Source organism: Streptomyces sp. NPDC048182 (genome assembly GCF_043202555.1).
Classification (GTDB): Bacteria; Actinomycetota; Actinomycetes; order Streptomycetales; family Streptomycetaceae; genus Streptomyces.
In genome coordinates this window covers 24,717-38,311 of the sequence record NZ_JBIDAQ010000024.1, presented here as the reverse complement: position 1 = coordinate 38,311, position 13,595 = coordinate 24,717, and the positions used below count along the sequence as shown (strand labels likewise).

Genomic DNA, 13,595 nt, shown 5'->3' with positions numbered 1-13,595 from the left:
CGGTCATGGCCGTCACCGCGACGAAACCCGCCACCCGTCCGCAGGCGGAACCCCGGTCCCGGTCGGGGCCGGCCGCGGTGGCGGCCGCGCTGGTGCTGCTGGTCGCCGTCCTCGCCGTCGTCGACATCACCCAGGGCACCGCCGCCGTCGGCCCCGGCGAGGTGGTCAAGGCCCTGACCGGCCGGGCCGATCCGGGCGACGCCTCGGTGGTGGTCGCCTCCCGGCTGCCGCGGATGGCCGCCGGCGTCCTGGTCGGCGTCGTCCTCGGCTTCGCCGGCGGCGTGCTCCAGGCGGTCAGCCGCAACGTGCTGGCCGCCCCCGACACCCTCGCGGTGAACGCCGGCTCCTACCTGGCCCTCGGGGTGGCCGGCGCCACCGGCCTGACGCTGCCGCTGCTCGCCTCCTCCGGCGTCGCCTTCCTGGGCGGCCTGGCGGCGGCGGCCGTGGTGCTCGGACTCTCCGGCCTCGGCGCCGGCACCGTCCGCCTCGTGCTGGCCGGCACCGCGCTGATGCTGGGCCTGAACTCCATGACGGACGGCCTGCTGCTGCTCTTCCCCGAGCAGACCCACGGCCTGTACCAGTGGAACCAGGGCAGCATCAGCCAGAACGGCTTCGGCGGGGTGCTGCAGATGCTGCCCGTCGCCCTGGTCGGCGTGGTGGGACTGCTGCTGACGGCCCGCCGGGTCGACGCGCTCGCCCTCGGCGACGACGCCGCCCGCGGGCTCGGCGTGCCGGTGCGGGCCACCCGGGTCACCGTGGTCGTGCTCGCGGCGCTGCTGTCCGCGGCGGCGGTCACGCTGGCCGGACCCATCGGGTTCGTCGGCCTGAGCGCCCCGGCCCTGGTGCGCCCGCTGGGACAGTGGCTGCGCGGCTTCGGGCGGTCCCGGACCTTCCTGCCGGTGGCCGGGCTCACCGGCGCGGCCCTGGTGCTCGGCTCGGACGTGCTGCTGCGGGCGCTGGTGCCGGACGATCTGGCGGTGGCGGTGCCCACCGGCGTGGTGACCAGCCTGGTCGGAGCGGTGTTCCTGGTGGTCATGGCGCTGCGGCTGCGGGACTCCGAGCAGTCGGGTCCGCCGGACCGGCTGCGCATCCCGAGCCCCGCGGTGTTCCTCGCGACCCTGGTGGTCCTGGTGGCCGTCGTGGTGGGCCTGACCATCGCCGGCGTGCTGGTCGGCGACAGCAAGCTGCTCCTCGGCGACGTCGCCAACTGGGCTCAGGGCCGGGCCGGGCGCACCGTCTCCTTCGTCCTGGACACCCGGGTGCCCCGGGTGCTCGCCGCCCTCGCGGCGGGTGCGGCCCTCGCCCTGTCCGGCACGCTGACGCAGGCCGTGACCCGCAACCCGCTCGCCGACCCGATGGTCCTCGGCGTCACCGGCGGCGGGGCGCTCGGCGCCGTGCTGCTTGTGACCACCGTGCCCTCGGTGAGCGGCTGGGGCGTGGCCGGCGGGTCGTTCGCCGGCGCGGGCGTCGCGGCGGTCGTGGTCTTCGGCCTCGCCGCCCGGGGCGGCTTCCGGCAGAACCGCCTCGTCCTGGTGGGCATCGGGGTGGCCTCCGCGACGACCGCGCTGATCAGCCTGCTGATCGTGCTGACCGACCCCTTCAACGCGACGAAGGCGCTGACCTGGCTGTCCGGCTCCACGTACGGGCGTACGCTCCCCGACGTCGTGCCGGTGGCGCTCGCGCTTGCGCTGGGCACCTTCGTGGCGGTGGCCCGGCGCGCGGAGCTGGACCTGGTCTCCCTGGACGAGGACACCCCGCGGCTGCTCGGCCTCAGGCCGGCGCCGGCCCGGTTCGGGTTCCTGGTGGTGAGCGTCCTGCTCAGCGCCACGGCGGTGGCCTGCGCGGGCACCATCGGCTTCGTCGGCCTGGTGGCACCGCACGCGGCCCGCGCCCTGGTGGGCCGGCGGCACGTGCGGGTGGTGCCGGTGGCGATGCTGCTCGGCGCCGCGCTGGTGTGCGCCGCCGACCTGCTCGGCCGCACGGTGATCGCGCCGGCCCAGCTGGGCGCGGGGCTGATGACCGCGGTGATCGGGACGCCGTACTTCCTCTACCTGCTGGTCCGCAGCCGCCGGTAGTCACACGGGCAAAGTCACCCGGGTGCCCCATGTCACGAGAGTGAAGAGTGTGACATGCAAGAACCCGGGCAACAGCTCTGGCATGCGCCGAAGGAACGTTACGGCGCACAATTCGCTCAAGCGCATTCTCGGGCGAAGTGTGGCAGAGCAACAGAAAGGCAGCGTGGTGAACGCGAAGCCTGACGGACGGCACGGCTCACTGGGCCGGGGCCGGGTCAAGATGCCGAAGTCGGTCGCGGAGCTGCCGCGGCAGGTGCGGGAGGAGCTGTCCCACCGGCTGCGCCGCAACAAGCGGGCCTTCCGCGAGGACGACGTGCAGGTGGTGGAGGCGCCGCTGCTCAAGCGGGCGGTCGGCGCCTCGGCGCTCGGCAACTGCATGGAGTGGTTCGACTTCGGCGTCTACAGCTACCTGGCGGCCACCATCGGCAAGGTGTTCTTCCCGGGCGCCTCCCCCGCCGCCCAGGTCATCTCCTCCTTCGCCACCTTCGCCGCGGCCTTCGTGGTGCGCCCGCTCGGCGGGCTGGTCTTCGGCCCCCTCGGGGACCGCATCGGCCGGCAGAAGGTGCTCGCCACCACCATGATCATGATGGCCTGCGGCACCTTCGCCATCGGCCTGATCCCGAGTTACGCCACCATCGGCGTGGCCGCGCCGATCCTGCTGCTGCTCGCCCGGATGGTCCAGGGCTTCTCCACCGGCGGCGAGTACGGCGGCGCCACCACCTTCGTGGCCGAGTACTCACCCGACCGGCGGCGCGGCTTCCTCTCCAGCTGGCTCGACTTCGGCACCTTCGTCGGCTACGCGCTGGGCTCGGCCCTGGTCACCCTGCTGAACCTGTGGCTGACCGACGACCAGATGCTCTCCTGGGGCTGGCGCCTGCCGTTCCTGATCGCCGGCCCGCTCGGCGTCATCGGCCTGTACATGCGGCTCAAGCTGGAGGAGTCGCCGGCCTTCCAGCAGCAGCTCGACGAGCACGAGAAGAGCATGGCGCAGGAGTCGGTGGGCGGTGAGTTCAAGACGATCGTCAAGAACCACTGGCGCCCGCTGCTGATCTGCGTGGGCCTGGTGCTGCTGTACAACGTCACCAACTACATGGTCACCGGCTATCTGCCCACCTACCAGACCGAGACCCTGGACCGCTCCAGCAGTTCCGCGGACATCCTGGTGCTGATCGGCATGGTGTGGATCGTGGTGCTGATCACCTTCATGGGCCGGCTCAGCGACCATGTCGGACGACGTCCGATCTACGCCGTCGGGGCCGCCGCGATGATCGTCCTGGCCGTGCCCGCGTTCCTGCTCATCAAGTCGGACGGCACCTGGCCGCCGATCTTCGGGGTGCTCATCCTCTCCACCCTGCTGGCCGCCTTCGCCGCGCCGAGCGCCGCGACGCTGCCCGCCCTCTTCCCGACCGCCGTGCGCTACGCGGCGATGGGCATCGGCTTCAACTTCGCCGTGGCGGCCTTCGGCGGCACCACGCCGCTGGTCACCGAGGCGCTGGTCAGCATCACCGGCGACAAGCTGATGCCCGCCTACTACCTGATGCTGGCCGGCGTCATCGGCCTGGTGACGGTGAAGTTCCTGCCCGAGAGCGCCCAGGTGCCGCTGAACGGCTCGCAGCCGATGGTGGGCTCGGAGGAGGAGCAGCGGGAGCTGATCACCACCTCCAAGGACCTCTACAGCTTCTCCAAGGAGCGCTCCGCGGCGGGCGGCACCGGCACCGGCACCCGCTGACCCGCTCCGCCCCGCCGGCCCCGGCCGGACCTCGGCACGGCTCCCGACCCGACGGCGACCCCCGCGCAGACCAGGGCACTGCCCACGGCCTGCGCGGTGCCGTAGGAGCCGGTGCCGGCCAGCGGGGCGGTGCAGGCGGCGGCGACCGGGATCAGCCCCGAGAAGAGCGTGGCGCGCTCGGCGCCGATCCGCTGCATCCCGATGTACCAGCACACGAAGCCGACGACGGTGACGACCACCGCCTGCCACAGCAGCGCCCCGGCCTCGACCGCGTCGGGCCGGCGCAGCCATCCCGCGCCGTCGGCGAGCAGCCCGGCCGCCGCCGACTCCAGGGCGGCGCACCCGCACACGGTGGCCGACAGCAGCCGCGGGCCCAGCGGGCGCAGCACGGGCACCGCGAGCACGGCGAACCCGACCTCCCCGGCCAGGGCGCCCGCCGAGAAGGCGAGCCCCGCACCGTCCGTGCGCCCCCAGCCCTGCACCGCGAAGGCGCCGAGCGCCACGAACGAGGCGCCGTACAGCACCGTCCGCCGCGGACGGCGCCCTTCGAGGAGCGGCAGGAGGACGGCGACGGCGACGGGCGCGCACCCCACCAGCACCCCCGGCACGGCCGGCTCCGCCGTGCGCTCGGCGGCGAGCACGGCCAGGTTGAAGCCGACCATGCCGACGGCCGCGAGCAGCGCCAGGCGCAGCCAGGAGCCGGCCCCCAGCGCGCGCAACCGGGCCGCCGAGCCGCGGCCGGCGAGCGGGACGAGGAGCAGGAAGGCCAGCCCGTAGCGGAGGAACTGGCCGCCCGCGTACGGGTAGTGGCCGAGCAGGCTGTTGGCCGTGAAGGAGCCGCCGACGAGGACGCAGGCGAGGGCGGCGAGCAGGGCGCCGCGCGCGGTGGTGGCGTTCATGGCGACGACGCTAGGCGGCACCGTGGTCCGCCGAGAGGTCCATTTCGGGGGCCTCATCGGGGACCACTTCGGAGGAGGTACCAGCCACCGGAAGGTCACGAATCCGCCATGGTGTGAAGAGAGACGATCTCGGGGTATGCGGACCGCCCAGCGCCAATTGGCGCGGATAGCAAGGGGATTGACCGTGTACGGGAGGGGATCGACAGTGCGTATCAGCAGTGTGGCGGCGGCCGTGGCGGCAGCGAGCGTGTCCATCGTGCTGGTGGCGGGGTGCGGGGGCGGCTCCGACGACGACGAGGCGTTCGAGGGGCAGAGCGCCGACGCCATCGCGGCCAAGGCGGTCGACGCCACCAAGCAGGCCAAGTCCGTGCACATGAAGGGCGACACCCGCACGGAGGACGGCAGCACGGTCAGCATCGACGTCTCCGCCGACCAGGAGAAGAACTGTCAGGGCACCGTGGGCTCCCAGGGCGCGAAGGCCGACGTCCGGCACGTCGGGAGCACCTTCTACCTGCGCGCGGACGAGAAGTACTGGCAGCAGTCGATGAAGGGGCAGCCCGCGGCGGCGCAGAAGGTGGTGCCGAAGCTGCAGGGCAAGTGGGTGAAGATGCCGGCCACCGACGACCAGCTCGCGGGCATCTGCGACAAGCAGGGCGTCCTGACGGCCATGGACGAGGACAAGTCCGAGCGCAAGGGCATGAAGCGCGGCGAGACCACCGAGGTGGACGGCGAGCAGGCGATCAAGCTGACGAAGCAGGGCTCCGCCGGCGAGACGATGGAGCTGTACGTCGCCACCGAGGGCGAGCCGTACATCCTCAAGACGACCACCCAGGGCGGCAAGAACCCGGGCAGCATCACCTTCGGCGACTACAACGAGCCGGTGAAGCCCGAGCAGCCGCCGGCCGGCGAGACGGTCGACCTGCAGGAACTGGCCGGCGGTCAGCAGACCTGACGGCTCACCGGGGCGCCTCGGGGTCCCGGTCGGAGGGCGGCCACACGTAGGGCAGGTCGTCCGGGACCCCGGGGAACAGAGCGGCGTACGTCTCGGGGTCCTTGCGGAGCAGCGCCGAGCGGTGGCTGCGGTGGAAGGCGGCGTCGCCCAGCCAGGGCGGCAGCTCCCCCGCCGCCGCCAGCCCGGCCTGGTCGCGCACCGGGGTGCCGGGGCGTTCCGCCTCGAAACCGGCGACCAGGGAGGCGGCGCAGCTGTCCTGATGGCCCGCCTCCCGCCAGACCCGGCAGATCTCCAGGCCGTAGCGGACCATCGCCTCCTCGTACCCCCGCCACATGCGCACCGCCGGGTGCCGGCGCCAGCCGTAGCCGGGGACAATCAGGCCGCGCAGCACCTGGAGCGCCTCGACCCGCTGCTTGCCGAGCCGGCGGCGGTCCAGGGCGAGCGCGGACTCCCGGAAGCCGGGGTGGGGCAGGAACGTCTGCACGCCGGTCCCCTCCCGCTCAGCCCGGGAAGCGGCCGGCGTCGCGCAGCCGCCACCGCCGTTCCGCGTAGGCGAGGTCGTCGCGCCACAGCCGCCCCGCGGCGGCCCGCATCAGCGGGCGCAGCGCCGGTGCCAGGCCCCGGGCCACGCCGAAGCCGGCCCGCTCGGAGGTGGCGACGACCGCCTCGACGACCTCGGTGCGGGGTCGGCCCCGCTCGTCGGGTCCGAGCGGCGTGGCGTGGCTCTCCACGACCGAGCCGACGCCCTCGCCCCCGGTGATGCGCATGACCACGGTGCGGGGGCCCGGCGTGGTGAACTCCGCCCGGACCGGCACCACCAGGCGCCCGGCCAGCTTGAAGGAGACGTCCACGACGAAGCGGTCGTCCGCGTCGCCGTCGCCCGGGGTGTCCAGGACGGTGAGGTCCACGAAGGAGTACGGGTGGAACCAGGCGCCGTGCCAGGGGTCGAGGCGGTTGGCCACCACGTCCTCGGGCTCGCAGGTGCCGGTGCCGCGCCAGACGGCGGCCACGGCGGGGCCGAGCGACGGCCGGACCGGCACCAGCGGGGCGTCGGTGGGCTCCTCCGCCCCCACGGCGTCGAGCCGCACCCAGACCAGCAGGCCGTCGTCGTGCACCGGCAGCGGCTCCCAGCCGGCGAACGGGCGGCCGTCCAGGGCGAGTCCGTGCCAGTGGCAGACCAGGGTGCCGCAGCGCACCGGGCTGTCGGCGAGCGGCGCCCCGAGGTGGGGGCAGGTGCCGGGGCCGCCGACGAGCCGGCCGTCGGAGTCCCGCCAGACGACGACCTCGACGCCGGCCGGCGTGCCGGACAGCGGCCGGTCGCTCCGTACGTCGGCGGCGGCGCCCAGGACGTACCAGTTGCCGGAGGGCCGGGCCTGGGCGCGTTTGAGGGCCCCGGCGATCAGCGCGGGGCGGGCCGCGCGCCAGGTCGGGGTCTGCCGCTGCCAGGGGACGGGGTGCCTGCGCAGCCGCAGCGGGTAGCGACCGCGGCGGGGCGGCCGCGGCGGGGGCGGGGTCGGGCTCATCCGGCCTCCTTCGCGTCGTGGACGGGCTTGCCGTACGGCACCGGCAGGGCCGTCGGCGCCGGCGCGGTGCCGCGGGCCCGGAGCCGGGCGGTGAGCACCCGGGCCAGGCCGTCGGCGGCGACCACCGCGCGCCGACTGCGGGAGACGACGGCCCGTCGGTGCAGTACCGCGTACCCGTCCGCGGCGATGGCATCGAGGATGTTCCGGTAGAGGACGAACGCGGCGCGGATGCAGGGCCGGGCGACCGGGTCCAGCATGGCCAGGCCGGGCGCGGCCTCCCGGTAGACGCCCCGGGTGAGGTCCTCGGCGGCCCGCAGCGCGGCGGTGACCCGCGGGTCGGGGCGTCCGGTGCGCCGGCTCCACTCCAGGAGGGCCCGGTCGGCGCCGTGCGCGGCGAGCAGGTCGGCGGGCAGGTAGACCCGGCCCCGGTCCAGGTCCTCGCCGACGTCGCGCAGGAAGTTGGTCAGCTGGAAGGCGACGCCGAGCGCGGCGGCGTGCGGAGCGGCCTCGGCGCGGGGGGTGACGGTGCCGAGGACCGGCAGCATCTGGAGGCCGATGACGGCGGCCGAGCCGTGCATGTAGCCGCGCAGGTCGGCGTAGGTGGGGTAGTCGGTGACGGTGAGGTCGTCGCGCATCGAGGCCATGAAGTCGGTGAAGTGGCCCACGTCGATGGCGTACCGCCGCGCGGTGTCGGCGAGGGCCATCACCACCGGCTCGCCGTCCGCCCCGCCGCCGGCGAGGGCCCGGCGCAGCCGCCCGTCGAGCAGGTCGAGGGCGGCGGCCCGCTCGGCGTCGGTGGCGTCGGCGCCCATGTCGTCCACGATGTCGTCCGCCCAGCGCGCGAACCCGTACAGGGCGTGCACGGCCGGTCTGCGCTCGACGGGCAGCAGGCGGGTGGCGAGGAAGTAGGTGCGGCCGTGGGCGGCGTTGAGCCGGCGGCAGCGGGTGTAGGCGTCGCGCAGCGCCGGGTCGGTGACGCCGGCCGCGTCCAGTTCGCGGCGGGTCACCGGCCACCGCCACCGGTGATCCGGGCGGCGGCCAGCTTCCCGGAGATCAGCACCGTCGGCACGCCGACGCCCGGGGTGGTGCCGCAGCCGGCCAGGACGGCGTTGTCCGTGCCGCGCACCAGGTTGCGGGGGCGGAAGGGACCGGTCTGGGCGAAGGTGTGGGCGACCGAGAAGGGGGTGCCGGCCGCGTGGCCCTGCGCGGTCCAGTCGGCCGGGGTGACCAGGCACTCCTCCTCGATGGCGGCGGCGATGCCGGTCATGCCGCGCCGCTCGAGGGTGGTGAGGAGGCGGTCGCGGTAGCGGGGCCCGAGGTCGGCCCACTCGCGGGCGCCGGGGCCGAGGTCGGTGTTGGGGCAGGGCGCGAGGACGTAGTGGACGTGGCGGCCGTCGGGGGCGAGGCCCGGGTCGGCGGCGGTGGGCCGGGTGATCAGCAGGGACGGGTCGGTCATCAGGGTGCCGGTCCTCGTCAGTTCGTCGAAGGTGCGCCGCCAGGCGGCGCCGAAGGAGAGCGTGTGGTGCGCGAGGTGCGGCCAGGTGCGGGTGGTGCCGGTGTGCAGTACCACGGCGGACGGCGCGTGGGTGAGGGCGAGCGGGCGGCGCGGGCGGCGGCCCAGCAGGCGGTGCACGACGGGCAGGTCCGGGGTGAGGACGACGGCGTCGCAGGGGATGCGCTCCTCGGCGGTGACGACGGCGGTGATCCGGCCGCCGGACCGCTCCAGGCGGGTGACGTCCCGGCCGAGGCGCAGGTCGGCCCCGGCTTCGACGGCCGCGTCGGCCATCGCGCGGGGCAGGGCGTGCATGCCGCCGCGCGGGAAGTACACGCCGGCCACGGTGTCCATGTAGGCGATGACCGCGTAGGCGGCCAGCGCCCGGGCCGGGGCGACGCCGGCGTACAGCGACTGGAAGGAGAAGACCCGCTGGAGCCGTTCGTCACCGAGGAAGCGGCCGATGCGCCCCTCCAGGCGGCCGAAGCCGCCGAGCGCGGCGAGCCGGGCCAGGTCGGGGGTGAGCAGGCCGAGGGGCGAGTCGAAGTTGGCGTCGATGAAGCGGCGCATCTGCACGGCGTACAGCTGCCCCAGCCAGGTGCGCAGCCGCCGGTACCCGGCCGCTTCCCGGGCGCCGGCGAACCGCTCCACCTCGGCGGCCATCCGCTCGGCGTCGGTGTGCACGTCCAGGGTGGAGCCGTCGGCGAAGCACGCCCGGTAGGCGGGGTGCAGCGGCAGCAGCTCCACCCGGCTCTTCAGGCTGTCGCCGACCGCCGCGAACGCCTCGTCGGCCAGCTCGGGCATGGTGAGGACGGTGGGCCCGGTGTCGAAGTGGTAGCCGCCCTGCTCGCGGCGTCCGGCCCGGCCGCCGGGCAGCGCCTCGCGCTCCACGATCGTCACCCGCCGGCCGGCGCCGAGCAGGTGCAGCGCGGCGGACAGGCCGGCCAGTCCCGCGCCGACGACCACGACGTGGTCGGTGCGGCCCGGCAGTGTCCGCGTCACCGGGGCCCCTCCCCCGCCCGCGGCGGGTACCTGCCGTCGTCGGCCCTGCTCAGGCGCATCCCGGGTCCGTCCTCTCCTCGTCGGTGTGCCGTCGGTGTGCCGGTGCCGCGTGCGGCCCGCCGGGCACGTGGACTCATTCCGCCGTACGGGAAGCGGCGGATGCAGCACGGTCCGCCCGGCGGCAGCCCGTGGGTGACACGGCGTCAGCCTTTCCCCGCCGCGGGACCCGAGTCCCCGCTTCGGGCCTCTTCCACGCGTGGGCTCACCCGCCCGGCGGGTACCCGGTCCGGCACGTTCCGCGTGCCGTGCATCCGGGCGCGGCGCCGAGGCGGAATACTCCGCCGAACACGGGGGCGGAAGGAGACGGGCGTGGTCGACGCGGACATCGTCATCGTCGGTGCCGGGGCGGCCGGGCTCTCACTGGCCCACCGGCTGCCGGCCGGCGCGCCGCACACCGCGGACGGCTCGGTGGTCCTGGTCGACCCGCCCCCCGGCCCGCTGCGACCGCCGCGACGCACCTGGTGCTACTGGGAGGCGGGGCCCGGCCGCTTCGACGCGGCGGTGACCGCGTCCTGGGAGTGGGTCCGGGTGCGGGGCCGGGACGGGGCGGTGGTGCGGCGGCACATCGCGCCGGCCCATTACAAGATGATCCGCTCCGACGACTTCGAGGCGCTGGTGGAGCGGGATCTGAAGGACCGCCCGGGGCTGCGGCGCCTGACGGCCACCGTGGGGGCCGTCACCCCGCTCGGGGACGGCACCGCCCGGGTGACGGCCACCGACCCGGCGGGGCGCCGGGCCGACCTGCGGGCCCGCTGGGTCTTCGACTCCCGCCCGCCCGAGCGGACGCCGGCCGCCCGCACCCGGCTGCTCCAGCACTTCCGCGGCTGGTTCGTGCGCGCCGAGCGGCCCGTCTTCGACCCGGCGGTGGTCGACCTGATGGACTTCCGCACCCCCCAGCCCGCCCGCGGCCTGTCCTTCGGCTACGTCCTGCCGACCGGGCGGCACACCGCGCTGGTGGAGTACACCGAGTTCGGCCCGCGGCCGCTCACGGCCGACGCCTACGACGCCGCGCTGGAGGAGTACACGCGCGGCGTGCTCGGCACGGGCGAACTGGCGGTGCTCTCCACCGAGCAGGGTGTGATCCCGATGACGGACGCGGTCTTCCCCCGTCAGGCCCCCGGCGGCGGCCCGGTGTTCCGCATCGGGGCGGCCGGCGGGGCGACACGCGGCTCCACCGGGTACACCTTCGCCGCCGTGCAGCGCCAGTCCGACGCCGTCGCCCGCGCCGTGCGGGCCGGGCGGCCTCCGGTGCCGCCGGCCCCGCACCCGGCGCGGGCCCGGTTGATGGACGCGGTGCTGCTGCGCGCCCTCGACACCGGCCGCGTCGACGGGCCCGAGCTGTTCTTCCGGCTGTTCGAGCGGGTGCCCGCCGGGCGGCTGCTGCGCTTCCTCGACGGGCGCTCCCGGCTCGCCGAGGACCTGGCGGTCGGCGTGCGCACCCCGGTGCTGCCGATGCTGCGGACGGCGGCGGAGCTGCCGTGGCTGCGGCGCCGGGCGCTGCCAGAGCACTGATCGCATCTCACACCCACCCCCCTCACCACCTTCAGGAGTTCGCCGATGCCCCTGCTGCACGACGACGCGCTCGCCGCCGCCTTCGACCGCGGTGCCGACCGCTACGACCGGCTGGTCGGGCTCAGTCCGAGCTACCACGCCCATCTGCGGCGCTCCGCCCGGCGCCTGGGCCTGCCGGACGGCGGCGCGGGGCACCGGGTCCTGGACCTGGGGTGCGGGACCGGCGCGTCGACGGCGGCACTGGCCGCGGCCTTCCCGGCGGCGGAGATCACCGGGGTGGACGCGTCGGCGGGCATGCTGCGGCGGGCCCGGTCCAAGCCGTGGTCGTCGCGGGTGCGTTTCGTCCACTCGCCGGCGGAGGCGCTGCACCGGGCGGGGGTGGAGGGGCCGTTCGACGCGGTGTTCGCCGCCTACCTGTTCCGCAACCTGGCCGACCCCGACGCCACGCTGGCCGCGGTGCGCGGGCTGCTGGTGCCGGGCGGGCGCCTCGCGGTGCACGAGTACGCGCTCAGCGGGCGGCGGGCCGACCGGGTGCTGTGGTCGGCGGTGTGCCGGGGTGTGGTGCTGCCGCTGGGCACGGCGACCGGGAACGGGGACCTCTACCGGCATCTGTGGCACAGCGTGGCCTCGTTCGACGCGGCGCCGGCCTTCGGCGAACGGCTGCGCCGGGCCGGGTTCACGGGGGTGCGGGTGCTGCCGCTGCCGGGCTGGCAGACGGGCATCACCCACACCTTCACCGGCCGCCGCGCCACCGGGGACGCGCGGTGAGCCCGCGGCGCGGGACGGCGGATGTGCCGGGGCGGGACCGGCTCGCGCAGGCAGTGCGTCCCCGGCCGGGGCGGGAGCGGGTCGCGGGCGAGCCGCCGTCCGTGGCAGTAGTGGGCGGCGGCATCGCGGGGCTCGCCGCGGCCACCGTGCTCGCCGAGCGCGGGGTGCGGGTGGTGCTGTACGAGCGCGAGCCGGTGCTCGGCGGCCGGGTATCCGGGTGGGCGGCCCCGCTGCCCGACGGGACGCCGGCCACGATGAGCCGGGGCTTCCACGCCTTCTTCCGCCAGTACTACAACCTGCGCGCGCTGCTGCGCCGGGTCGACCCGGAGCTGGGCATGCTGACCGGGCTGCCCGACTACCCGCTGCGGCACAGCGGCGGCCTGCACGACAGCTTCCGCCGGGTGCCGCGCACCCCGCCGTGGAGCGCGGCCGGCTTCGTCGCGCTCAGCCCCAGCTTCGGCCTGCGCGACCTGCTGGCGCTGCGGCCGGCCGCGGCGCTGCCGCTGCTCGACGTGCGCACCCGCGAGGTGCACGAGCGGCTGGACGGCGTCAGCGCGCACGACTTCCTGGACGCCCTGCGGTTCCCGGCGGCGGCCCGGCACCTGGCCTTCGAGGTGTTCTCCCGCAGCTTCTTCGCCGACCCGCGGGAGCTGTCGGCCGCCGAGATGGCGCTGATGTTCCACATCTACTTCCTGGGCTCCAGCGAGGGCCTGCTGTTCGACGTGCCCCGCGAGCCGTTCCCGCAGGCGCTGTGGGACCCGTTGGCCGGGCGGCTGGCCGGGCACGGGGTGGAGCTGCGGACGTCGACGCCGGTGGCGGCCGTCCGCCCCGGTCCATCGGGCGGTGCGCTGGTGGCTGACGGGACGGGCGAGCGGCCGTACGACGGTGTCGTGCTGGCCCTGGACACCGGCGGGCTGCGGGCGGTGGTGGGTGCCTCGCCGGAGCTGGGCGACGCCGGGTGGCGGGAGCGGGTGGCCGGGCTGCGGACGGCGCCGCCGTTCCTGGTCTCCCGGCTGTGGCTGGACCGCCCGGTGGCGCCCGGCCGGCCGGGGTTCCTCGGCACCAGCGGCTACGGGTCGCTGGACAACGTCAGCGTGCTGTCCCACTGGGAGGGCGAGGCCGCGCGCTGGGCGGCGCGGGCCGGCGGGTCCGTGGTGGAGCTGCACGCCTACGCGGTGCCCGAGTCGGCGGTGCGGGACGTCGAGGAGAAGCGGCTGGTGGAGCAGTTGTACCGGGTGTACCCGGAGACGCGGGCCGCGCGGGTGGTCGCGGTGCGGCACGAGTGGCGGGCGGACTGCCCGCTGTTCACCGTCGGCGGCCACCGCGACCGGCCCACCGTGCGCACCCCCGACCCGTCGGTGGTCCTCGCCGGCGACCTCGTCCGCACCGATCTGCCGGTGGCCCTGATGGAGCGGGCCGCCACCTCCGGCTTCCTCGCGGCCAACGCGCTGCTCGAGCGGTGGGGGGTGCGGGGCGAGACGGTGTGGACGGTCCCGGACCGGGGCAGGTCGGCGCCGCTGCGGGCGCTGGCGCGACGGTTCGGGGACGGCCGGCCCCGGGCGTCCTAGGGCCTGTCTGACAAT

General features: G+C 75.7%; 11 protein-coding genes. 6 read left to right on the top strand and 5 right to left on the bottom strand.

The features are described 5' to 3' along the window. Positions 1–5 precede the first annotated feature (5 nt). Complete coding sequence (locus ACGFZL_RS30940; protein ID WP_393696735.1) at positions 6–2,075, top strand: iron ABC transporter permease; 2,070 nt, start codon at positions 6–8, stop codon at positions 2,073–2,075. Positions 2,076–2,295: 220 nt separating this feature from the next. Next, positions 2,296–3,804, top strand: a complete 1,509-nt coding sequence (locus ACGFZL_RS30935; RefSeq protein WP_355172148.1) for an MFS transporter — start codon at positions 2,296–2,298, stop codon at positions 3,802–3,804. Here ACGFZL_RS30935 and ACGFZL_RS30930 read toward each other — a convergent pair. Beyond that, on the bottom strand, positions 3,747–4,703 hold the full coding sequence (locus tag ACGFZL_RS30930; RefSeq protein WP_393696733.1) for a DMT family transporter: 957 nt from the start codon (positions 4,701–4,703) through the stop codon (positions 3,747–3,749). The genes ACGFZL_RS30935 and ACGFZL_RS30930 overlap by 58 nt on opposite strands. A gap of 205 nt (positions 4,704–4,908) precedes the next feature. On the opposite strand from ACGFZL_RS30930, the gene ACGFZL_RS30925 reads away from it, so the two are divergent. Further along, complete coding sequence (locus ACGFZL_RS30925; RefSeq protein WP_393696731.1) at positions 4,909–5,655, top strand: hypothetical protein; 747 nt, start codon at positions 4,909–4,911, stop codon at positions 5,653–5,655. A gap of 4 nt (positions 5,656–5,659) precedes the next feature. On the opposite strand, the gene ACGFZL_RS30920 is transcribed toward ACGFZL_RS30925, so the two are convergent. Genes ACGFZL_RS30920 through crtI form a run of 4 tightly spaced genes read right to left on the bottom strand, consistent with a single transcriptional unit; the run spans position 5,660 to position 9,672 of the window. After that, positions 5,660–6,139: an MSMEG_6728 family protein gene (locus ACGFZL_RS30920; protein ID WP_393696729.1), complete on the bottom strand. Its 480-nt coding sequence runs from the start codon at positions 6,137–6,139 to the stop codon at positions 5,660–5,662. A 16-nt stretch (positions 6,140–6,155) separates the two neighbouring features. Further along, positions 6,156–7,178 carry a DUF5914 domain-containing protein gene (locus ACGFZL_RS30915; RefSeq protein WP_393696727.1) on the bottom strand — a complete coding sequence of 341 codons (1,023 nt, stop codon included), beginning with the start codon at positions 7,176–7,178 and terminating at the stop codon, positions 6,156–6,158. Next, positions 7,175–8,185, bottom strand: a complete 1,011-nt coding sequence (locus ACGFZL_RS30910; protein WP_393696725.1) for a phytoene/squalene synthase family protein — start codon at positions 8,183–8,185, stop codon at positions 7,175–7,177. Before ACGFZL_RS30910 ends, ACGFZL_RS30915 begins: the two co-directional genes overlap by 4 nt. Further along, positions 8,182–9,672 carry a phytoene desaturase family protein gene (gene crtI / locus ACGFZL_RS30905; RefSeq protein ID WP_393696723.1) on the bottom strand — a complete coding sequence of 497 codons (1,491 nt, stop codon included), beginning with the start codon at positions 9,670–9,672 and terminating at the stop codon, positions 8,182–8,184. Before crtI ends, ACGFZL_RS30910 begins: the two co-directional genes overlap by 4 nt. Before the next feature lie 369 nt (positions 9,673–10,041). Here crtI and ACGFZL_RS30900 point away from each other — a divergent pair, with 369 nt between their 5' ends. The 3 genes from ACGFZL_RS30900 to ACGFZL_RS30890 are packed head-to-tail and all read left to right on the top strand — an operon-like array spanning position 10,042 to position 13,580. Next, on the top strand, positions 10,042–11,244 hold the full coding sequence (locus ACGFZL_RS30900) for a lycopene cyclase family protein (protein WP_393696721.1): 1,203 nt from the start codon (positions 10,042–10,044) through the stop codon (positions 11,242–11,244). Between the two features lie 45 nt (positions 11,245–11,289). After that, positions 11,290–12,012, top strand: a complete 723-nt coding sequence (locus tag ACGFZL_RS30895) for a methyltransferase domain-containing protein (protein WP_393696719.1) — start codon at positions 11,290–11,292, stop codon at positions 12,010–12,012. 23 nt (positions 12,013–12,035) lie between these two features. After that, on the top strand, positions 12,036–13,580 hold the full coding sequence (locus ACGFZL_RS30890) for an FAD-dependent oxidoreductase (RefSeq protein WP_393696758.1): 1,545 nt from the start codon (positions 12,036–12,038) through the stop codon (positions 13,578–13,580). The last annotated feature ends 15 nt before the right edge of the window (positions 13,581–13,595 follow it).

What these genes read in the sequence shown, in the direction of transcription:
- ACGFZL_RS30940 (WP_393696735.1), top strand. Translation starts at nt 6, where the DNA reads ATGGCCGTCACCGCGACGAAACCCGCCACCCGTCCGCAGGCGGAACCC.
- ACGFZL_RS30935 (WP_355172148.1), top strand. Translation starts at nt 2,296, where the DNA reads ATGCCGAAGTCGGTCGCGGAGCTGCCGCGGCAGGTGCGGGAGGAGCTG.
- ACGFZL_RS30930 (WP_393696733.1), bottom strand. Translation starts at nt 4,703, where the DNA reads ATGAACGCCACCACCGCGCGCGGCGCCCTGCTCGCCGCCCTCGCCTGC.
- ACGFZL_RS30915 (WP_393696727.1), bottom strand. Translation starts at nt 7,178, where the DNA reads ATGAGCCCGACCCCGCCCCCGCCGCGGCCGCCCCGCCGCGGTCGCTAC.
- ACGFZL_RS30895 (WP_393696719.1), top strand. Translation starts at nt 11,290, where the DNA reads ATGCCCCTGCTGCACGACGACGCGCTCGCCGCCGCCTTCGACCGCGGT.